The sequence below is a fragment of the Halocynthiibacter sp. genome (assembly GCF_049608145.1).
Taxonomy (GTDB): Bacteria; Pseudomonadota; Alphaproteobacteria; order Rhodobacterales; family Rhodobacteraceae; genus Halocynthiibacter.
In genome coordinates, this window is the sequence record NZ_JBMYXF010000039.1 from 1 (window position 1) to 19,233 (window position 19,233).

General features: G+C 55.8%; 19 protein-coding genes. 10 read left to right on the forward strand and 9 right to left on the reverse strand.

What is annotated here, in order from left to right; translation table 11 throughout:
* Positions 1 to 13: 13 nt before the first annotated feature.
* From ACPGUT_RS11600 to ACPGUT_RS11610, 3 genes are all read right to left on the reverse strand, one after another.
* Positions 14 to 178 carry a hypothetical protein gene (locus tag ACPGUT_RS11600; protein ID WP_423991536.1) on the reverse strand — a complete coding sequence of 55 codons (165 nt, stop codon included), beginning with the start codon at positions 176 to 178 and terminating at the stop codon, positions 14 to 16.
* A 222-nt stretch (positions 179 to 400) separates the two neighbouring features.
* Complete coding sequence (gene metG, locus ACPGUT_RS11605; RefSeq protein WP_423991538.1) at positions 401 to 2,119, reverse strand: methionine--tRNA ligase; 1,719 nt, start codon at positions 2,117 to 2,119, stop codon at positions 401 to 403.
* Positions 2,120 to 2,195: 76 nt separating this feature from the next.
* Positions 2,196 to 3,425 carry an MFS transporter gene (locus ACPGUT_RS11610; protein ID WP_423991540.1) on the reverse strand — a complete coding sequence of 410 codons (1,230 nt, stop codon included), beginning with the start codon at positions 3,423 to 3,425 and terminating at the stop codon, positions 2,196 to 2,198.
* A 289-nt stretch (positions 3,426 to 3,714) separates the two neighbouring features.
* Here ACPGUT_RS11610 and ACPGUT_RS11615 point away from each other — a divergent pair, with 289 nt between their 5' ends.
* The 6 genes from ACPGUT_RS11615 to ACPGUT_RS11640 are packed head-to-tail and all read left to right on the forward strand — an operon-like array spanning position 3,715 to position 8,718.
* On the forward strand, positions 3,715 to 4,758 hold the full coding sequence (locus tag ACPGUT_RS11615; protein WP_423991542.1) for an aldo/keto reductase: 1,044 nt from the start codon (positions 3,715 to 3,717) through the stop codon (positions 4,756 to 4,758).
* A 57-nt stretch (positions 4,759 to 4,815) separates the two neighbouring features.
* Positions 4,816 to 5,724 (forward strand): 3-keto-5-aminohexanoate cleavage protein, encoded by a 909-nt coding sequence (locus ACPGUT_RS11620; protein WP_423991544.1) that lies wholly within the window; start codon positions 4,816 to 4,818, stop codon positions 5,722 to 5,724.
* Between the two features lie 22 nt (positions 5,725 to 5,746).
* Positions 5,747 to 6,088 (forward strand): hypothetical protein, encoded by a 342-nt coding sequence (locus ACPGUT_RS11625; RefSeq protein WP_423991546.1) that lies wholly within the window; start codon positions 5,747 to 5,749, stop codon positions 6,086 to 6,088.
* Between the two features lie 49 nt (positions 6,089 to 6,137).
* Positions 6,138 to 6,491: a hypothetical protein gene (locus ACPGUT_RS11630; RefSeq protein ID WP_423991548.1), complete on the forward strand. Its 354-nt coding sequence runs from the start codon at positions 6,138 to 6,140 to the stop codon at positions 6,489 to 6,491.
* Positions 6,492 to 6,520: 29 nt separating this feature from the next.
* Complete coding sequence (locus ACPGUT_RS11635) at positions 6,521 to 7,963, forward strand: carnitine 3-dehydrogenase (protein WP_423991550.1); 1,443 nt, start codon at positions 6,521 to 6,523, stop codon at positions 7,961 to 7,963.
* Positions 7,960 to 8,718, forward strand: coding sequence for an SDR family oxidoreductase (locus ACPGUT_RS11640; protein WP_423991552.1), 759 nt, complete (start codon positions 7,960 to 7,962; stop codon positions 8,716 to 8,718). The genes ACPGUT_RS11635 and ACPGUT_RS11640 overlap by 4 nt, the downstream gene beginning before the upstream one ends.
* A gap of 32 nt (positions 8,719 to 8,750) precedes the next feature.
* Here the strand turns inward: ACPGUT_RS11640 and ACPGUT_RS11645 are convergent, their stop codons facing one another.
* Together ACPGUT_RS11645 and ACPGUT_RS11650 are read right to left on the reverse strand one after the other, a co-directional pair.
* Positions 8,751 to 9,548: an alpha/beta hydrolase gene (locus ACPGUT_RS11645; RefSeq protein ID WP_423991554.1), complete on the reverse strand. Its 798-nt coding sequence runs from the start codon at positions 9,546 to 9,548 to the stop codon at positions 8,751 to 8,753.
* Between the two features lie 124 nt (positions 9,549 to 9,672).
* Positions 9,673 to 10,872 carry an FAD-dependent oxidoreductase gene (locus tag ACPGUT_RS11650; RefSeq protein WP_423991556.1) on the reverse strand — a complete coding sequence of 400 codons (1,200 nt, stop codon included), beginning with the start codon at positions 10,870 to 10,872 and terminating at the stop codon, positions 9,673 to 9,675.
* A 291-nt stretch (positions 10,873 to 11,163) separates the two neighbouring features.
* Here ACPGUT_RS11650 and ileS point away from each other — a divergent pair, with 291 nt between their 5' ends.
* The 4 genes from ileS (at position 11,164) to ACPGUT_RS11670 (ending at position 16,209) form a co-directional block, all read left to right on the forward strand.
* Positions 11,164 to 14,085, forward strand: a complete 2,922-nt coding sequence (gene ileS, locus ACPGUT_RS11655) for an isoleucine--tRNA ligase (RefSeq protein WP_423991557.1) — start codon at positions 11,164 to 11,166, stop codon at positions 14,083 to 14,085.
* Between the two features lie 69 nt (positions 14,086 to 14,154).
* Complete coding sequence (locus tag ACPGUT_RS11660) at positions 14,155 to 14,622, forward strand: methylated-DNA--[protein]-cysteine S-methyltransferase (RefSeq protein ID WP_423991559.1); 468 nt, start codon at positions 14,155 to 14,157, stop codon at positions 14,620 to 14,622.
* Between the two features lie 10 nt (positions 14,623 to 14,632).
* Positions 14,633 to 15,223 carry a hypothetical protein gene (locus ACPGUT_RS11665; RefSeq protein WP_423991561.1) on the forward strand — a complete coding sequence of 197 codons (591 nt, stop codon included), beginning with the start codon at positions 14,633 to 14,635 and terminating at the stop codon, positions 15,221 to 15,223.
* 149 nt (positions 15,224 to 15,372) lie between these two features.
* The gene (locus tag ACPGUT_RS11670) at positions 15,373 to 16,209 is read left to right on the forward strand and encodes an EamA family transporter (RefSeq protein ID WP_423991563.1); all 837 of its coding nucleotides are present in this window, start codon (positions 15,373 to 15,375) and stop codon (positions 16,207 to 16,209) included.
* Between the two features lies 1 nt (position 16,210).
* Here ACPGUT_RS11670 and ACPGUT_RS11675 read toward each other — a convergent pair whose 3' ends face one another.
* From ACPGUT_RS11675 to ruvC, 4 genes are all read right to left on the reverse strand, one after another.
* Positions 16,211 to 16,903, reverse strand: a complete 693-nt coding sequence (locus ACPGUT_RS11675; protein WP_423991565.1) for a CDP-alcohol phosphatidyltransferase family protein — start codon at positions 16,901 to 16,903, stop codon at positions 16,211 to 16,213.
* Positions 16,904 to 16,964: 61 nt separating this feature from the next.
* On the reverse strand, positions 16,965 to 18,017 hold the full coding sequence (gene ruvB / locus ACPGUT_RS11680; protein WP_423991567.1) for a Holliday junction branch migration DNA helicase RuvB: 1,053 nt from the start codon (positions 18,015 to 18,017) through the stop codon (positions 16,965 to 16,967).
* A 3-nt stretch (positions 18,018 to 18,020) separates the two neighbouring features.
* Positions 18,021 to 18,707: a Holliday junction branch migration protein RuvA gene (ruvA, locus tag ACPGUT_RS11685; protein ID WP_423991569.1), complete on the reverse strand. Its 687-nt coding sequence runs from the start codon at positions 18,705 to 18,707 to the stop codon at positions 18,021 to 18,023.
* The gene (gene ruvC, locus ACPGUT_RS11690; protein WP_423991571.1) at positions 18,704 to 19,210 is read right to left on the reverse strand and encodes a crossover junction endodeoxyribonuclease RuvC; all 507 of its coding nucleotides are present in this window, start codon (positions 19,208 to 19,210) and stop codon (positions 18,704 to 18,706) included. The genes ruvA and ruvC overlap by 4 nt, the downstream gene beginning before the upstream one ends.
* Between the last annotated feature and the right edge of the window lie 23 nt (positions 19,211 to 19,233).

Sequence of the window (19,233 nt, forward strand, 5' to 3'; positions counted from 1 at the left end):
AAAATATGTCAGATCATCCCAAAAACGCAATTGCCCCACGCTTTGAGGTGCTCTCGTTCGAAAGGGCAAGGGTGGAATGACCAAATGAGATAATCACCTCGCGAAGCTGTGCTTCCGGGGCTTCCCGCCAGAGCCCAATGGCTTCCAGACGTTGATACTCTTTAAGTGCGGTCCTCAAGGGATGGGTCCAGCCTGTAAACTGCTTGTTGTTTTGATCAGCTTACATGGAACTGCCCGCGCGGACAATACAGGCCGCGCAATCGTGATAGGGGCGGCTAACAGCCCCTAAATCAGGTGCGACAGTTCTGTTCTGCGATGACGCGCCCCCGTTCGGGGGCGCCACGCCCAACCAATGAAGCCCCGGCTTTGCCGGGGTTGAATGGGCGGGAGCATCTGATGATCAGTCGCGGGTGCCGGAAAACTTCTCCTGCCATATCTCGCGGTCTTCATCTGCGATCTTGGCGAACAGAACTTCAGGCACCTCAAATGCGTGACCGGCGGGCAATGCGTTCAAAGCCTCTGCCACATCTCCAGGCCATGCATCATCCGAGGTCTTCATTGCCGTCAACATCTTAGCCGATGCATCCGGAATGAAGGGCGCTGACAGTACCGCATAAAGACGGATCAGGTTCAGCGACAGACGTGTGATTGCCGCTGCGCGTTCCGGATCGGTTTTGAATGCAGACCAGGGTGCGACAGTTTGCAGATACTCGTTGCCCGCAACCCAGATCGCCCGCAGCTCCTGTGCGGATTTACGCACTTCCATCGCGGACATATGATCTTCATAGGCGCGCACGCGTGCTGTCAGATTGGCGATCAGCGCGTCTTCTTCGGCAGTATATTCTCCGGCAGTCGGCACTTCTTCGCCAAATTTGGAACGGCAGAATTTCGTCACTCGGGATACAAAGTTACCCAGCACATCGGCCAAATCTTTGTTCACGCCAGCTTGAAAGTTCTCCCAGGTGAATTCACTGTCTGAACTCTCTGGAGCATTGGACAGCAGCCACCAGCGCCAGTAATCCGCAGGCAGAATTTCAAGCGCCTGATCCATGAACACACCGCGCCCACGTGACGTGGAAAATTGACCGCCGTCATAGTTCAAGTAGTTGAAGGATTTGATGTAATCCACCAGCTTCCATGGCTCACCAGAACCTTTGATCGTCGCCGGGAAAGACAGCGTATGGAACGGGACGTTGTCCTTGCCCATGAACTGAAAATACTTAACGTCTTCAGCGCCCGCATCCAGACGCCACCAACGTTTCCAGGCGCTGTCATCTTCGCCATTGGCATCGGTCAGCTCTTTGGTGGCGGCGATATATTCGATCGGCGCGTCAAACCAGACATAGAAAACTTTGCCTTCCATACCGGGCCACTCTTCCGTACCCTTTTTCACAGGCACGCCCCAGTCCAGATCGCGGGTGATGCCCCGGTCCTGCAGGCCATCACCATCATGCAGCCATTTCTTTGCAATTGATGTCGTCAGAATGGGCCAGTCGTGTTTGCTGTCGATCCATGCATCCAGATCGTCCTTCAGGGCGGACTGGCGCAGATGTAGGTGCTTGGTTTCGCGCACTTCCAGATCAGTTGCACCGCTTTCTGTGGAATACGGGTTGATCAGGTCTGTGGGGTCCAACTGCTTGGTGCAATTGTCACATTGGTCGCCGCGCGCACTGTCATAGCCACAGTTCGGACAGGTGCCCTCGATATAGCGATCCGGCAGAAAACGACCGTCGGTGGGCGAGTACACCTGTTCTTCCACCACTTCGCGGATAAATCCATTTTCCGCAAGCTTACCCGCGAAATGCTGGGTCAGCACATGGTTTTGTGGGCTAGAGGAACGACCAAAGTTGTCAAAGCTCAGACGGAACCCTTTCGCAATTTCAGCCTGAACTTCGTGCATTTCGGCGCAAAATTCTTCAACCGGTTTGCCAGCCTTCGCTGCCGCCAGTTCGGCAGGTGTGCCATGTTCATCTGTCGCACAGATAAACATCACCTCATGACCCCGGCACCGCATGTAACGCGCAAACAGATCAGCCGGAAGCTGGCTGCCCACAAGATTGCCAAGGTGTTTGATCCCGTTGATATAAGGGATCGCTGAGGTGATAAGAATACGGTCCATAGTCTGCCTTCATGCGTCTGGTTTGCGCCTTCAATACCCTATGGGCGGGGCCTGCACCAGTGCCTGATTGGGCAGGTTATTTACGTTTATCACTTCGGTTACGTCCAAGATAGCGCCCCATGCTCAGGGATGTACGCGGGGAATAGCGATACGGCGTGCGTTCGGCCAGGGTCGGGCGGGCATACATCCGCGTCAGACCAAAGACGATCAGCGCAAGATGCCCGATGGCGACAAAGGCAAACAGGGCGGGGGCGCCGTAAAACTCGATCAAGGCCGAGGCCACCCAAGGGGCCGCAATCGCGCCAAGGGCGTAAAAGAACATTAGCGCTGCAGACAGTTCCACCCGCTGATCCCCGGTGGCAAAGTCATTTGCGTGTGCGGCGGATACCGAAAAGATCGGGAAAGACGTAAACCCAAAGAACCCGGCAGCCAACATCACACCCAGCGTGCCGGTGTTGCTGGCGGCCATTGTGGTGCCGCAGGACACAACCGCGGCGGCGGACAACCAGATCAGAACCCAACGACGATCATATTTATCCGCAAGCCACCCCATCGGGTATTGCGCCAACGCACCACCTGCGACGAAAGACGCAAGGAAGAACGCGATCTGTCCAATTTCAAGACCCACCTCTTGGCCATAGATCGGCCCAACCATTCGGAAAGACGCAGATGACAGCGCGGCAACGATTACCCCGGCAACCGCCAGCGGGGAACAGGCCCAAGCCAGTTTTGGGCGCAGGCGTGGTGCATCCGGCGTCTGGGGCTGGCTGGCCTTGGTCAGGGTCAGTGGCAGGATAGATGCACAACACAGCAGCGCCAACAGGTTATAGGAGACATACCAAGCCGGCGGCAGCACTGCGATAATCAGCTGAGCGCCAAGGGACGCCCCCATATCAACGATCCGGAAGGTGCCCATCGCGCGACCGCGGTTCTCATTGGTGACTTTGTCGTTCAGCCAGGCCTCAACCACCGTGTAACATCCGGCAACACACAGGCCGGTTGCAATACGAAACGCCGCCCAGAACATCGGATCTTCAATCAAAGTATGGCTGATCAGCCCCATGGCGCCCAGGGCCGTGAAAGCCGCAAAAGCACGCGAATGCCCGATCGATCCCATCAGGCGTGGTGCCCACCAGCAGCCAATAAAAAAGCCAAGGAAATGCGACGAACCTAACAGACCAATTTCCTGCTTGGAAAACCCCAACTCAAATCCCGAAAGCGCATCAAGCGGGCCCACCCCGCCGGATGAAAGTTGCAGGAAGATCACCGAAAGAAACAGGGCGGCAAAGGAAATAATCAAACGCATAAGAAAGCCAGGGCTGCAGGCCGGCGCACCGGCAATCCCTACAGACTCGCAGAACTGCCCCGGAAGGCCCAGAGGAAATCGACGATTTGGTGTCGTTTTTGGCGGTTTTGTAACATTTCATCGATGTTTCCGGTGTTGCGTTGCTGCGCCTCGTCAGGGGCGCCCGGCCCAACCGGTGAATGCCCGACTTTGCCGGGGGTGAACGGGCGGGAGCCCCTGATCGCAAAATTCGCTTGCGGTGCTTGCGGGCCGGGGTCACTCTGACCTTAGAAAAACGCCGGAGAATAACATGCGCAAAGTTGAACTTGGACAAACAGGCTTGATGGTCAGTGAACTCTGTCTCGGGTCCATGACCTGGGGATCTCAGAATACCGAAACGGAAGGGCACGAACAGATCGACATCTCGCTGGAACATGGGATCAACTTTATCGACACGGCGGAAATGTACCCGGTCAACCCGATCCTGAAAGAAACCCAAGGCGACAGCGAACGTGTCATGGGCAGCTGGTTTGCCAAAACGGGGCGGCGTGAAGACGTGATCCTTGCGACCAAACACTCCGGCGAAGGCTTGGCCCATGTGCGGGATGGTGCGCCGATTTCGTCCAAAACAATCACAGAGGCGGTGGAAGGCTCTCTTAAACGCCTGCAGACGGACTATATTGATCTTTACCAATTTCACTGGCCCAATCGCGGTTCCATGGCCTTTCGCCAGAACTGGACATATGACCCCGGCACAGCGGACAAAGCAGGCATTCGTGCGGATATGGAAGATGCTCTTGGCACCCTGCAAACCCTGGTCGATCAGGGCAAAATCCGTCACTTTGGCTTGTCGAATGAAAGCGCCTGGGGCACCGCGCAATGGCTACGGATTTCTGAGGAAATGGGTCTGCCTCGCGTTGCCTCTGTGCAAAATGAATATTCCCTGCTGCACCGGATGTATGACACGGATATGTCTGAAATGTCGGTACACGAAGGCGTGACACTGCTGGCATTTTCACCTCTGGCAACGGGGCTTTTGACCGGGAAATATCAGAACGGTGCGATCCCCGCAGGTTCTCGTCGCGAAGTCTACCCGGAACTGGGCGGGCGCATCACGGAACGGGTGTTCCCGGCCGTCGATGCGTATCAGGACGTCGCAGACAAACATGGTCTGGATCTTATTCAGATGTCTCTTGCTTTTTGCCACACGCGTCCCTTCACGACCTCAGCTATCTTTGGTGCGCGCAGCCGTGAACAACTGATGAATATTATTGGCAGCAAGGATGTGGTGTTGAACGACGAGGCTCTCGCAGATATCAATTCGTGCCATATTCGACACCCTATGCCGTATTAAGCACAGCGGGCTGATCAGAATCCGGATCATCTGCCAAAGACTACAGGGAGTAATTTCATGCCTTTGACCATGAACAAAGACGTCTTCATCACCGCGGCCATCACGGGTTCCGGTTCCACCCAGGATCGCAGCCCGCATGTGCCGCGCAGCCCCAAGGAAATTGCGGACAGTGCGATTGCCGCTGCAAAGGCCGGGGCTGCGGTTGTGCATTGCCATGTGCGTGATCCGGAAACTGGCGTGCCATCGCGCAAGACAGAATATTACCGTGAACTGACAGACCGTATTCGCGAATCTGAAGTTGATATGGTTCTGAACCTGACCGCTGGTATGGGCGGTGACATCGTCTTTGGTGGCGTCGAAAGCCCGCTGCCAACCGCTGCGGGAACCGATATGGTCGGTGCGACGGAACGCATGGCCCATGTCATCGAATGTCGCCCTGAAATCTGCACGTTGGATTGCGGCACCATGAACTTTGCCGAAGCTGACTACGTCATGACCAACACGCCCGGCATGCTGCGTGCCATGGGGCAGATGATGACCGATGCGGGTGTGAAACCTGAAATCGAAGCCTTTGATACGGGCCATCTTTGGTTTGCGAAAGAACTTGTGAAAGAGGGTGTTTTGACGTCACCTGCGCTGGTTCAGCTGTGCATGGGGGTGCCTTGGGGGGCACCGAATGATTTGAATACTTTCATGGCGATGGTGAACAATGTGCCCGATGACTGGAATTGGTCGGCATTCTCACTGGGGCGTGATCAGATGCCCTATGTTGCGGCTTCTGTTCTGGCGGGCGGCAACGTGCGCGTGGGGCTTGAGGATAACCTGATGCTTGGGCGCGGCAACCTTGCCACGAACGAAATGTTGGTATCTCATGCGAAAGGTATCATCGAAAGCCTTGGCGCAAATGTCATCGGGCCGGATGCTGTGCGTGAAAAACTGGGGCTGACCAAACGCGCCCCCGTGTAAATCAACAACCAGGAGACAAGAGATGTGGAAATTTGTGACGATGATCGGAATGACTGCGGCGCTTGCCTCCTGCCAGCCTGTGGAAACCCCACAGATCGTAGAGAGCACACTGACAGCCGCCGAACGCGCCGCCTGTCATGCGGATTACGGCGAGGTTGAGGCAGGCGCGTTTGGCAATGAAGTTTGCGTGCGCCCGACTATGGACGGCGGCGACGTTTGCACATCCAGCAACGCTTGCGAAGGGCTGTGTTTGGCAATTGAAGAAGACGGCGAGAAAAGCGGCTATTGCAGCGATGACAGCACGACGTTTGGGTGCGTTGAGGTCTTTGAAGATGGTGAAGTTGCAACGCTTTGTATTGATTGATGACGCGTCATCAGAGCCGAGAATATAAAGTGAAAGTAAGAGTGGAAACATGATCACTATCGCTATGATGTATGGTGTTGTTGTTGCGGGCATCGCCGCAATCGGTGCTTATTTTCAAGCACATGCCGCCTGGTACAAAGGGATTGTCATTTGCATAGGGGCGTCTTCACTGGTCGGAATATTCGGATACGTCACTAGCCACTATTATGGACCTGGATGGGGGGATGGCGTTGTATATCCGCGTGTGATGTTTGTTTTGACCGTTTGGGCGCTGTCACTGATCGCTGGTTCCGGGGTGCTGCTTTCACTAATATTGCGCCGTTTTTTAACGCGTAAAGTGCTGACGTTGTTGGTGTTTTTCGGGGGGATGGCTGGCATTACCATGCTTGTGCTCAGCTTGTGAAATAAAGATAGAAGATAAGGGATGAGACTATGACGAAAATTGCTGCGATTATCGGCGGTGGTGTGATTGGTGGCGGATGGGCTGCGCGCTTTCTGCTGATGGGTTGGGACGTGCAGGTCTTTGACCCAGATCCCGAAGCCGAACGTAAAATCAGCGAAGTTCTGGCCAATGCGCGCAGATCCTTGCCGGGCCTATCCGATGTGGCGATGCCAGCGGAAGGCAAGCTGACCTTCCATGCTGAAATCAAAGATGCTGTGGCCGGTACGTCCTGGATCCAGGAAAGCGTGCCGGAACGCCTTGAGATTAAACATAAAGTCTACGCAGGCCTTCAGGAACATGCGCCCGCGGATGCAATTATCGGATCGTCCACCTCGGGCTTTAAGCCGTCGGAGCTTCAAGACGGCATGGCGAACCCGGGCCAGATTGTGGTGACCCACCCGTTTAACCCAGTTTATCTTTTGCCACTTGCGGAGCTTGTCACAACAGAGGCCAACCCTGCGGAAGTGGTTGAAGGGGCAAAAGAAATCCTGACCGCGATTGGCATGCATCCGTTGCATCTGAAAAAGGAAATCGATGCGCATATTGCGGATCGTTTCCTTGAAGCTGTATGGCGTGAGGCGCTGTGGCTTGTAAAAGATGGCATCGCCACGACCGAAGAAATCGATGACGCGATCCGTTACGGCTTTGGCCTGCGTTGGGGGCAGATGGGGCTGTTTGAAACCTATCGCATTGCCGGGGGCGAAGCGGGCATGAAGCATTTCATCGCGCAGTTCGGCCCTTGCCTGCAATGGCCTTGGACCAAGCTGATGGATGTGCCGGAACTGACGGATGAGCTGATCGACATGATCGCGGATCAATCGGATGCGCAGTCGGGTCATCATTCGATCCGCGAATTGGAACGCATCCGTGACAACAACCTTGTCGGCATGATGCGCGCCCTAAAAGCACAGGATTACGGGGCAGGGGCGCTGTTGAATGCACAGGACAAACGCCTGGCGCAACCCATTGATATGTCTGGTCTGATCACCACGGTCAGCCGCGCGGTGCCGCTGGATTGGACCGATTACAACGGTCACATGAATGAGGCACGCTATCTTCAGGCCTTTGGCGATGCCACCGATAAATTCATGGAACTGATCGGTTGTGACGCGGATTATATCTCATCCGGGGGCAGTTATTTCACCGCAGAAACCCACATCCGTCATTTGGACGAAGTGCATGCAGGCGCAAAGATAGACGTGCGCACGCGCTGTCTGCTGGGTGAAGGCAAGAAGATGCATCTCTGGCATGAGATGTATGAAGGTGACCGCCTGCTGGCCACAGGGGAACATATGTTGATCCACGTCAGTCTTGAAACCCGTCGCGCGTCAGAGCCTGCGGAACACATCGCCAAAACCCTTGGTGATATCGCCACTGAACATGCGAAACGTCCAATGCCCGAAGGTGTTGGCAAAGCGGTGGGCAAGAAATGAAACAACGCGTATTGATCACCGCTGGGGCCTCTGGCATCGGGCTTGCCATGGCGCAGGCTTTTGATGAGGACGGCTATGAAATCTGGGTGACAGATGTGGACAAGGCAGCGCTAAATGCGCTGCCTTCGCATTTTCACGGGCACTTGGCGAATGCCGCATCCGAAGATGACATGAAGGCTGTGTTCGCGAAGATTGAGACCGCAGGCGGGTTGGACGTGTTGTGTGCAAACGCTGGGATCGCTGGGCCGACCGCAGCGGTGGAAGATGTGGAACTTGCGGATTGGCAGCAATGCGTGTCCGTGAACCTTGAGGGCGCGTTTTTGGCCGCGAAATATGCTGCACCCTTGATGAAGGCCGCAGGCAAAGGCGCGATTGTTGTGACATCCTCCACCGCTGGCATTTATGGATACCCCTTCCGCGCGCCCTATGCGGCGGCGAAATGGGCGATGGTCGGCTTGACCAAAACGCTCGCGATGGAACTTGGCCCCTACGGTATCCGCGCCAACGTCATTTGTCCGGGATCTGTCGAAGGCCCGCGCATTGAGGGCGTGTTGGAACGCGAAGCAGAGGCCAAGGGCATGACTCGTGACCAAGTTTACGCGGGTTACGCGGCAGGCACTTCCATGCGCAGTTTCGTGCAGGCGGAAGACATTGCAAACATGGCGGTATTCCTGGCGTCACCGCAATCGCGCCTCGTGTCAGGGCAGGTCATCTCAGTTGACGGCCACACGGAAAACCCCGATCCGAAGATCTAGGGGCTGATTCCGCATTTGCAGGGGCTGTGTGTTCAGTCCGGTTGTCTATCAGAGGCTGTGATAAACCCAGAGATCGCCCGGATCAGATCTGGGTGCAGGGGCAGGGAGGGATCTCGATAGGTAGCAAAGGGCCTGTCGGGGAGCTGTGCCTTCAGGATATGTGTGCCGCCGGGCAGGGCCACGCTTTCTGCCTGGGGCAGGGCCTCTGCCAGAAGATCCGCATCCCCCTGTATGATCAGCGCGGGGCCCCGCCAGCGACGGGCGAGATCTGCCAGATCATAGGAAAACAGATTGCGCAGATAGTTTTGCAGACCGGGCTGGAAAAGTGCCTGAAGCGTGAGGGGCAGGGCGGACGTATCCGTGGTGCCTACTGTTTCCAGGGCCGCGATCACCGCGCCCACCGCGCCCACCTCGTCAATCCAGTTCTCACTGCCCGGTGCTTTTGCCAACTGTTCCTGCATCAACTGCCCAAGTGGGCGGCCTGGTGTCGCCATCAAGATCAGACCACAGAGATTTTCCGGTGCGTCCAGCGCTGCGGCAAGGGCCACAAGCCCGCCTTCAGAGTGGCCTGCAATCCAGATACACTTAAAATCCTGTGCCATGAAGCGCACCCAATCACGCGCGTCCTGCGCATAGACGTCAATCGTCACGTCATTTGCGTCGACAATCGCCGCCGCGCTGCCAAACATGCCGCGTTTATCAATGCGCAGGCTGGCGATGCCCGCATGTGCCAGACCCTGGGCCAGCAGGCGATACATATAGGTTTGCGTGCTCATCTGTGGCAGGTTGCCATCGCGGTTAATCGGGCCGGACCCGGGGATGATCAACACGCCCTGCTGTGCCGCATCCGGGCGCAGATATTCCCCCTCAAGCGCACCCTGCGGGCCGGGGATCTGAACCGTTTCTGCCTAGGCATCCAGAGGCAACAGGCTATGATAAGGAAAGCTAAAAACTTCATAACTTTATCGCTGTTTCCCGCAGAGGAGAAATCAGAGAGCCGGAGGCGATCTGAGAGAGCTGTCGTCGCACAAAGGGAATATTGGCAGGCGGGGCCAAGATCCAGTCACGGATCAGGGGCAGGATGCGGCTGTCGGATTGGTACATGGATGTGAAAAACCGGCTCATGCTTTGATAGGTCGTGACATGGCGACGGCGCATTTTCTGTGCGATGCGCAGGGCTTTGGGCAGGTTGTCGCTATGTTCAAGGGCCATCACCAGCGCCCAGGCATCCAAAAGGGCCATATTCGCCCCCTGGCCCAGTTGTGGGCTGGCGCTATGGGCGGCGTCTCCGATGTGGATCAGGCCTGGGGCATGCCATTTACGCAGGGTTCCATGGCTGTAGAAGGCGGGTGTCATCTGGTGATGGGTGGTGATCTGACGGAAGAAAGGCGCGCCTTCGGGCCAGATCCGATCAACATCATCCAACCAGTTTTCAATCGGGGCGTTTTGCCAGGATTTCAGATCTTCGCGTTTCAGAGACCAGAAAATCGCGATCTTCTCAGCCGTTTGCCCCGGCATAGTTCCAAGGGGTAAAATGCCGGCCATATGTTGCGCGCGGTGGTATCTCTGGGTCAGGCGATTAAAGGGGATGCCGGGGACATCGACCCTGTCAACGGTCCCCCATAGCGCGCCATAGGGCAGGGGTTTTGCGGTCATCGGGCTGATCGGGGATCCGGAACCAGCCGCATCGATCACCAGATCAAAACCTTCGCTTTTGCGGGCATCGTCAAATTCCAGCTGGCGTTGCGGTGATGTGGTGATGCCACTGACTTTATGCCCGGGGCGCAGTTGAACACCGGCATCCGTCGCCGCATCAAGCAGAACCTGAAACAATGCGCTGCGGTGCATGGCAAGTCCGGTTTCGCCCGTCATGTGATCCGGATCATAGGCGACATTCAGAACGGGAAAAGGATGCCCGGAAACCGTGCCATGCAGATCGTCAATTTTTGCACCAAAAGAGCGGGCCTGCGGCAGACAGCCCATAATATCCAGAACAGATTGCCCGACCGGCTGAATCATCAGGCCAGATCCAACAGGGGATGGGGTGTCAAACTGATCAAAAATCTGAACCTGATGACCGGCTTTCGCAAGGCCCGCCCCGGCACAAAGCCCGGCAACACCAGCACCGGCAATTCCAATATTCAGCATCTTCATAATTTTAAGGCCTTTGAAATATCTTCTCATGAGCTAGGCGGTTTCTGGATTTCTTTCAAAGAAATTTGACTGGGGTTTTTGAAAAACTCCCGTTGCTGCGCTAAATTTACCCCTTCTCGCTGGACGCCAAGGTGGTGCAGGCCTATAAGGCGCTTATGCGACATATGATGGCGATTATTATTCGAATTATATGCCCGGCGCTCCACTGACACGAGCCGCCGGGACAAGGCGTATGCAACGCGCGCGCCGCCCTCATATCTTCCCCAAAATGACCGATAAGGACCGCAGACCATGTGCGCCGATACGCCTGCTGAAACTGTAGAATACAAAGATACCCTGAACCTGCCAAAAACGGATTTTCCGATGCGTGCAGGCCTGCCCAAACGTGAACCCGAATGGCTGGCCCGTTGGGAAAAACTGGCTGTTTATGACCAGTTGCGCGCGAAAAAAGATCGCACGCCCTTTATCCTGCACGATGGCCCCCCCTATGCGAACGGGCATCTGCACATCGGTCACGCACTGAACAAAACCATCAAAGACATGATCGTGCGCAGCCATCAGATGATGGGCCATGACGCGCGTTATGTGCCGGGCTGGGATTGTCACGGTCTGCCGATTGAATGGAAGATCGAAGAACAATACCGCAAAAAGGGCAAAAACAAAGACGAGGTCAATATCGTTGATTTCCGTCAGGAATGCCGCAAGTTTGCCGATGGCTGGGTGGATATCCAGCGCGAGGAATTCAAACGTCTGGGCATCACTGGCAATTGGGCCGACCCGTACCTGACCATGAACTACCACGCCGAAGCCGTGATCGCGGCTGAGTTCCAAAAATTCCTGATGAACGGCACGCTGTATCAGGGTTCCAAGCCCGTCATGTGGTCGCCGGTTGAGAAGACTGCTTTGGCTGAGGCCGAGGTTGAGTATCACGACAAAGAAAGCTTCACGATCTGGGTGAAGTTTAAGGTGTCCGGCGCGGAAAACACTGATCTGAACGACGGCTATGTCGTGATCTGGACCACCACGCCTTGGACGATCCCGTCTAACAAAGCCGTGGTTTACGGCCAGGACATTGCATACGGCCTGTATGAAGTCACCGGCACGCCGGATGAAAGCTGGGTCAATGTGGGCGACAAATATCTGTTGGCTGACAATCTGGCAGCTGACGTGTTCAAACGTGCGCGTTTGGAAGACGGCCAATACACCCGCCTGCGTGATGTAACAGCGGATGAACTTTCCGGTCTGAACCTGTCCCACCCATTGGCCGGCGCCGAAGGTGGCAATGGCGAATGGGATGACATTCGTGATTTCCGCGCCGCTGACTTTGTGACCGACACCGAAGGTACAGGTTTTGTGCATTGTGCCCCAAGTCACGGTATGGAAGAATTTGAACTTTACCGTGATCTGGGCATGCTGGAACAGGTCATCACCTATAACGTTATGGATGATGGCGGGTTCCGCGCGGATCTGCCGTTCTTTGGTGGCACGTTCATCCTTGATCGTAAGGGCAAGGAAGGCAACGCCAACAAGACCGTCATCGACAAGCTGGTCGAAGTCGGCGGCCTGCTGGCCCGTGGTAAGATCAAACACAGCTATCCACATTCCTGGCGTTCCAAAGCGCCGATCATCTATCGCAACACGCCGCAGTGGTTTGCTGCCGTGGATCGCGCGGTTGGCGATGGCCAAAACGAGATGGGTGAGACCATCCGTGAACGTGCGCTGAATTCTATCGACAAGCTGGTGAAATGGACCCCGCAGAAGGGCCGCAATCGTCTGCATTCCATGATCGAAGCACGCCCTGACTGGGTGCTGTCACGTCAACGCGCCTGGGGTGTGCCGCTGACCTGTTTCACCAAAAAGGGATCTCTGCCGACAGATGCGGATTACCTGCTGCGTGATGACGCGGTGAACGCGCGTATCGTAGAAGCCTTTGACGCGGAAGGTGCCGATTGCTGGTACATGGATGGCGCCAAAGAACGCTTCATCGGGGACGCGGCGAACCCTGACGATTATGATCAGGTGTTTGACGTCTTGGACGTGTGGTTTGACTCAGGGTCCACCCATGCCTTTGTTCTGCGTGACCGTGAAGATGGCGCGCATGATGGCATCGCTGACGTTTACATGGAAGGCACCGACCAACACCGTGGTTGGTTCCATTCATCCCTGTTGCAAGCCTGTGGCACCAAAGGCCGCGCGCCGTATAAAAACGTTGTGACACACGGGTTTACCCTGGATGCCAAGGGCAACAAAATGTCCAAATCCCAGGGCAATACGATCTTACCTGAAACTGTGGTTAAGCAATATGGCGCGGATATCCTGCGTCTTTGGGTGGCCCAGACGGATTACACCGCCGACCAACGCATCGGCCCTGAAATCCTGAAAGGTGTGGCGGATGGGTATCGCCGTCTGCGCAACACCATGCGCTTTATGCTGGGGGCATTGGACGGGTTTGACGCGGCGAAAACCGTTGCACCTGCTGACATGCCTGAACTGGAACGCTGGGTGCTGCACCGTATGGCCGAGCTAGACCACACCGTGCGCCTGGGCTACCGTGCATTTGATTTCCAGGGCGTGTTCCAGGCGATCTTCAACTTTGCCACCCAGGATCTATCGGCGTTCTATTTCGACATTCGCAAGGATGCGCTCTATTGCGATGGCGATAGTGCGGAACGACTGGCGGCATTGACCGTGCTTGACATGTTGCACCAACGCCTGACCACCTGGCTTGCGCCCGTTCTGCCGTTCACCATGGAAGAGGTCTGGCTGGAACGTTTCGGCGGTGACGACAGCTCTGTTCACCTGGTGGATTTCCTGGATACACCTGCGGATTGGATCGATGAACCGCTGGCCGCGAAATGGGCCGAGATCCGCAAAGTGCGCCGTGTTGTAACGGCCGCTTTGGAAGTGCAGCGCACCGACAAAGTCATCGGTGCCAGCCTTGAAGCGGCCCCTGTCGTACATGTGCATGACGAGGACGTGCTAGCCCTGCTGAATTCAGTCGATTTCGCAGATGTCTGCATCACATCCGCCGTGTCCTTGACCAATGATCCAAGCCCTGCAGAAGCTTTCCGCATGCCGGAGACAGACGGTGTTGGTGTGGTGTTCGAAAAAGCCGATGGCGACAAATGTCAGCGCTGCTGGAAGATCCTGCCAGACGTTGGCAGCCACAAACATGCGGCAACATGTTCACGTTGTAATGACGCGCTGGGATAAGCGCTGATTAAGCAGGAAATGGAATGCCCCGGCCCTTGCGCCGGGGTTTTTTTATGCGATGCTGTTTGCATGAATATCGGAACAACAGATACCCCCATCGGCCGCCTGGGCCTTGTTGAAAAAGACGGCATGATCACGCAGCTTTTGTGGAATGCACAAGCCCGTGGGGATGACAGTGCGGTGTTGCGCGAAGGGGGGCGGCAGTTGCAGGCCTATTTCAATCATGAACTGACGGAATTTGATTTGCCGCTTTGGGTGGAAGGCAGCAATTTTCAGCGTGCTGTCTGTGATGCAATGTTTGCAATTCCTTTTGGGGAAACAGTGACATATGGCGATCTTGCCAAAATCACCCAGACGCCTGCGCAGGCCGTGGGCAATGCCTGCGGAGCCAACCCTATCCCCGTGATTATTCCCTGTCATCGGGTGTTGTCGGCGACGGGTCTTGGTGGGTTTTCTGGGGCAGGTGGTGGTCTTAACGGGATCGAAATGAAGGTCACGTTATTAAAGCATGAAGGGGCTGCAGGCCTTTTGATTTGAGAGATTTCCGATGTTGAAACTTGCCTTACTGTCTTTTGCGGGGCTTTGTCTATCTTCTGCTGTTTCAGTGGCCAGGTGCCCCGACAATGCCGATCTGGACCAGGGCATTGTTCTGACCCGGAATGCGCCATCGTTTATTTCGGTTTTTCGGCGTGATGGGGGTGGTCTGTCTGAAAGACGTGAAAGCCGGGGGCAGGTGGTTCACAGTCGGCTGTCCCATGCGTTGATGACGACAGAGCGCTGGGAAGAAGGGCGGGATAATCACATGGCATTGACCATTGATGTCTCTCCTGGAGAGTTGGAAAATCTGCGCCCGGGCAGGCAGATGCAACGGGATGTAACCCTTCGTTTTTCCGATGGCACCGAAGTACCGGGACAGGTTACCTGGAAAATGATACGCAACACATTTGTGCGTATTGGTGACTGTCGGTATTCAGCGCGTCAGATCCATGAACGCATGGATTTCGAAGATATGAACCCGATACGAATGGTACAGTTTTATGCACCTGACGTGGGGCTGGTTCTGCGCAGTATTACGGTGGACGCAGATTGGAAGCCCCTGCGTGCGGTCCAGTTTGACCAGATTGCAGTGTTGCCCTGAAGAACTGGCCTTAGAGAAACAGACAACTTTGCAGGTTGTTGTGATATTTCCGCCGCGCTCTGGTTTTGTAACCGTTTTATGTCAGTTTTTGTTGCGCGGATCTGTGTTGCGGGTCACTGCTGTGAGGAATGCAGATCCTGGGGGCGTTGATGTCAGTCTTTATTTTCTTTTCAATCCTGATGGCGGCACTTTTGCACGCAAGTTGGAATGCCCTGATCAAGACCGGCGACAACAAGTTGGCAGGTATGATGGTGATGGCGCTTGGGCATGGGTTGATTGGTCTTGTGACCATCGCGACCCAACCTATGCCTGAAGGCACGGTTTGGTTCTGGCTGATGGGATCCGCGAGCTTTCACACGGCCTATCAATTTTTCCTGGGCTATGCCTATCAGCAGGGGGATCTGTCGCGGGTCTATCCGATTGCCCGGGGTGGTGCGCCGATGATTGTGCTGCTGATCAATGGGGTTGCGTTGGGGGAATATTTGTCGCCGGCCAGCTATATTGGAATAGGGTTGCTGGGGGTTGGTATCATTTTGATGGCGCGGGGTGTGTTTACCTCGGGTGAATCGCGAAAGATGCTGCCTTTTGCAATCGGTTCAGCGCTTGCCACTGCGGGCTATTCCATTGTTGATGGGCTTGGGGCCCGTGAAATGGACAATGCTGTTGCCTATGTGGGCTGGTTGTTCGTGATTGCATCTGTGACATATCCTGCCCTGATGATCGGGGTGCACGGCACGCAAATCCTGCGCATCAAACGTCAGACCTGGGTGCTTGGTATGTGTGGGGCGGCTGCGTCTTATACATCCTATATCATCGCGGTTTGGGCCATGACACAGGCACCCATCGCGCTGGTCACGGCGCTGCGGGAAACATCGATCCTATTCGCAGTTCTGTTGGGCTGGTTGGTGTTTGGTGAAACCATGTCGCGCAACAAGGCGATTTCCGCCCTTCTGATCGTCGTAGGTGTTGCGATCACACGGTTCTAAGTCAGCTGCGTGCGGGGATCAGGCTTTGCGCGATGCCGGCCAAGGCCAGGTAAATACTGGTCGCGATTAACCCCCAGAGTGCCCAGCTTTCTGGATGAAATTCGACCCAGGCCGCCCAGCCTGCAAAACCTGTCCAAGCGATGGCCACAGGGGCAGTGACCGGGCGCCAGCGTTCTGTGCGCATGGGATGAACGAATTTCATCGGCAAGAACATCGCGACGGAAAACGCCAGTACAACAAACAGGGTCACCTGCCAGGACGGCGCGGTTGCGAACAGAACCAGGATCACCATGTTCCAGCATCCGGGAAAGCCGGAAAAGGAATTGTCTTTGGTTTTCATGCGGCTGTCTGAATAATACAGGGCGGATGTAAAGGTGATCACAATGATCGATAACCAGCCGGACCAGCCATCCAGCAGGCCGGATTTGAACAAAGCATAGGTCGGCACAAAGACGTAGGTCAGATAGTCAATGATCAGGTCCAACAACACACCATCATAGATCGGTGCGTTCTTTTTCACGTCATAGCGACGGGCCAGCGGGCCATCGATGCCGTCTACCGCGAAGGCGACGACAAGCCAGACGAACATGAGGCTCCATTTTTCATCAACAGCGGCCAGCATGGCTAGCATTGCGAAAACGGCACCCGTAGCGGTGAGCAGATGGACGGAGTAAGCTTTGATCTGTTTGGTCATGGCCCCTCATGCCGCATCTGGCCCGGGAAGGCAATGTTGCTTTTCGTCTCTGGTAAAGGGGTTAGTCTTCAAACAGATCTGGCGTTTGCTTACGTTCCACTTTTACCTCTGGTGCGGGGATGCCCATGTGGGCCCAGGCTTTTTGCGCCAGCATCCGCCCGCGCGGCGTTCGCTGGATCAGGCCTTGCTGCAAAAGGTAAGGTTCGATCACGTCTTCCAGCGCATCCCGGCTTTCTGACAGGGCCGCGCACATGGTTTCAATTCCGACAGGCCCCCCCTGATAATTTTCGGCAATCATGCTGAGATAACGACGGTCGGCACCATCAAGGCCGAGATGATCAACACCAAGGCGTGACAAGGCCCCATCGGCCACGTCTTGGGTGATACGCCCGTCGCTTTCCACCACTGCGAAATCCACCACTCGGCGCAGCAAACGCCCGGCGATACGCGGGGTGCCACGGGCGCGACGGGCAATTTCGCGGGCCCCGCCATCGGTGGCCTCAACGCCCATCTTACGTGCGCCCCGGGTGACAATTTCATGCAACTCATCGGTGGAATAAAACTGCAGGCGCACAGGAATGCCAAACCGATCCCGCAGCGGGGTTGTCAGCAGGCCCAAGCGGGTTGTGGCCCCAACCAGGGTGAAGGGTTGCAGTTCGATGCGTACGGTTCGCGCAGCTGGGCCTTCACCAATCACAAGGTCCAGTTCAAAATCTTCAAGCGCCGGATATAGGATTTCTTCCACCACGGGGTTCATACGGTGGATTTCATCGATGAACAGAACGTCACGTGCTTCGAGGTTGGTCAGGATTGCCGCGAGATCGCCCGCCTTTGCCAGCACTGGGCCCGAGGTCATCTTGAAATTCACCCCAAGTTCCCGCGCCATGATTTGGGACAGGGTGGTTTTACCAAGGCCGGGGGGGCCGTGGAACAGGGCGTGGTCCATGGGTTCACCCCGGCGACGCGCGCTTTCGATAAATACCTTGAGATTGGCACGCGCTTCGGCCTGACCAATGAAGTCATCCAACATCTGCGGGCGCATGGCGCGGTCAAATTCGGGCTTTTGTTCGCCGTCCATCGGGGCCGGGCGCAGGTTCGGATCAGGCTGGTCCATGGATTAATCCTTTGGTGCGAGAAGCTTTAGGGCTTCGCGGATCAATGTGGACATGTCGGCATCGGGATGATCGCCTGCGGCACGGGCCACGGCAGATGTTGCGTCAGCGGGCGCATAGCCCAGATTACCAAGAGCTGACAGTGCATCGGCTTGTGCCGCAGCAGAGGCGTTCTTTTTGCTCGGTGCTTTCTTCGGCTTTGGCGATGGGGCAGCAGCGGCGGTTTCGATCACTTCCACATCTGCGACATCGGGCATGGCGCTGTCATCAACAGACCCCAGGGCCATCACAGCATGCGCTTTGTCTTTTAATTCGTTCACCACACGTTGTGCAATTTTCGGACCAACACCTGGTGCGGCTTTCACACTGGCCCAATCGCCAAGTGCAATCGCGCGCCCGATGCCGTCAGGGCCGAGCGTGCCAAGGATTGCCATAGAAGCCTTCGCACCAATGCCCTGAACAGAGATTAACAGGCGATGCCATTCCTTTTCCTGCAAGCTTAGAAAGCCAAACAGTTGCAGATTGTCTTCGCGCACCAGAAGTTCCGTGTACAGCGCACAGGCTTCCCCAGGGCGGGGCAGGGCGGCCAGAGTGCGGTCAGAGACGTAAACAAGATAACCCACGCCACGCACATCAATCAGCACATGGTCCGTGGAACGGTAGTTCAGAATACCTGCGATGCGTCCGATCATTGGGCGGCCTTTTGTAATGCGGCCGTGATCCGGCCTGATGATTGCATATGATAGCTGTGACACATGGCAATGGCGAGGGCATCCGCAGCATCCGCGCCTGCAATTTTCACGCCGGGCAATTGCATCTTTACCATATGTTCAACTTGGTTTTTATCGGCGTGCCCAACGCCCACCACGGATTTCTTGACCGAGTTCGGGGCGTATTCACCAATGGACAGACCTGCACGGGCCGGAACCAGCATGGCAATACCACGCGCCTGGCCCAGTTTCAGGGTGCCTGCGCCATCTTTGTTGACGAATGTTTTCTCAACCGCAGCTGTATCGGGCTGCCAAATCTCGATCACCTCAGACAGCTGATCAAAAAGCGACAGCAATCGCGGGGCCAGTTCGGTGCCTTCAGAATGACAAATGCCGTTTGCAACGTGACTGAGTCGGCTTCCATCCACCGAAATCACACCCCAGCCGAGGTTTCGCAGCCCCGGATCAATGCCTAAAACACGCATTTTGCCGCCTCACAGAATTATTT

Coding starts and splice junctions, on each gene's coding strand:
- ACPGUT_RS11625 (WP_423991546.1), top strand. CDS start 5,747: ATGTGGAAATTTGTGACGATGATCGGAATGACTGCGGCGCTTGCCTCC.
- ruvA (WP_423991569.1), bottom strand. CDS start 18,707: ATGATCGGACGCATCGCAGGTATTCTGAACTACCGTTCCACGGACCAT.
- ileS (WP_423991557.1), top strand. CDS start 11,164: ATGTGCGCCGATACGCCTGCTGAAACTGTAGAATACAAAGATACCCTG.
- ACPGUT_RS11665 (WP_423991561.1), top strand. CDS start 14,633: ATGTTGAAACTTGCCTTACTGTCTTTTGCGGGGCTTTGTCTATCTTCT.
- metG (WP_423991538.1), bottom strand. CDS start 2,119: ATGGACCGTATTCTTATCACCTCAGCGATCCCTTATATCAACGGGATC.
- ruvC (WP_423991571.1), bottom strand. CDS start 19,210: ATGCGTGTTTTAGGCATTGATCCGGGGCTGCGAAACCTCGGCTGGGGT.
- ACPGUT_RS11610 (WP_423991540.1), bottom strand. CDS start 3,425: ATGCGTTTGATTATTTCCTTTGCCGCCCTGTTTCTTTCGGTGATCTTC.
- ACPGUT_RS11635 (WP_423991550.1), top strand. CDS start 6,521: ATGACGAAAATTGCTGCGATTATCGGCGGTGGTGTGATTGGTGGCGGA.
- ACPGUT_RS11640 (WP_423991552.1), top strand. CDS start 7,960: ATGAAACAACGCGTATTGATCACCGCTGGGGCCTCTGGCATCGGGCTT.
- ACPGUT_RS11620 (WP_423991544.1), top strand. CDS start 4,816: ATGCCTTTGACCATGAACAAAGACGTCTTCATCACCGCGGCCATCACG.
- ruvB (WP_423991567.1), bottom strand. CDS start 18,017: ATGGACCAGCCTGATCCGAACCTGCGCCCGGCCCCGATGGACGGCGAA.
- ACPGUT_RS11650 (WP_423991556.1), bottom strand. CDS start 10,872: ATGAAGATGCTGAATATTGGAATTGCCGGTGCTGGTGTTGCCGGGCTT.
- ACPGUT_RS11670 (WP_423991563.1), top strand. CDS start 15,373: ATGTCAGTCTTTATTTTCTTTTCAATCCTGATGGCGGCACTTTTGCAC.
- ACPGUT_RS11630 (WP_423991548.1), top strand. CDS start 6,138: ATGATCACTATCGCTATGATGTATGGTGTTGTTGTTGCGGGCATCGCC.
- ACPGUT_RS11675 (WP_423991565.1), bottom strand. CDS start 16,903: ATGACCAAACAGATCAAAGCTTACTCCGTCCATCTGCTCACCGCTACG.
- ACPGUT_RS11615 (WP_423991542.1), top strand. CDS start 3,715: ATGCGCAAAGTTGAACTTGGACAAACAGGCTTGATGGTCAGTGAACTC.
- ACPGUT_RS11660 (WP_423991559.1), top strand. CDS start 14,155: ATGAATATCGGAACAACAGATACCCCCATCGGCCGCCTGGGCCTTGTT.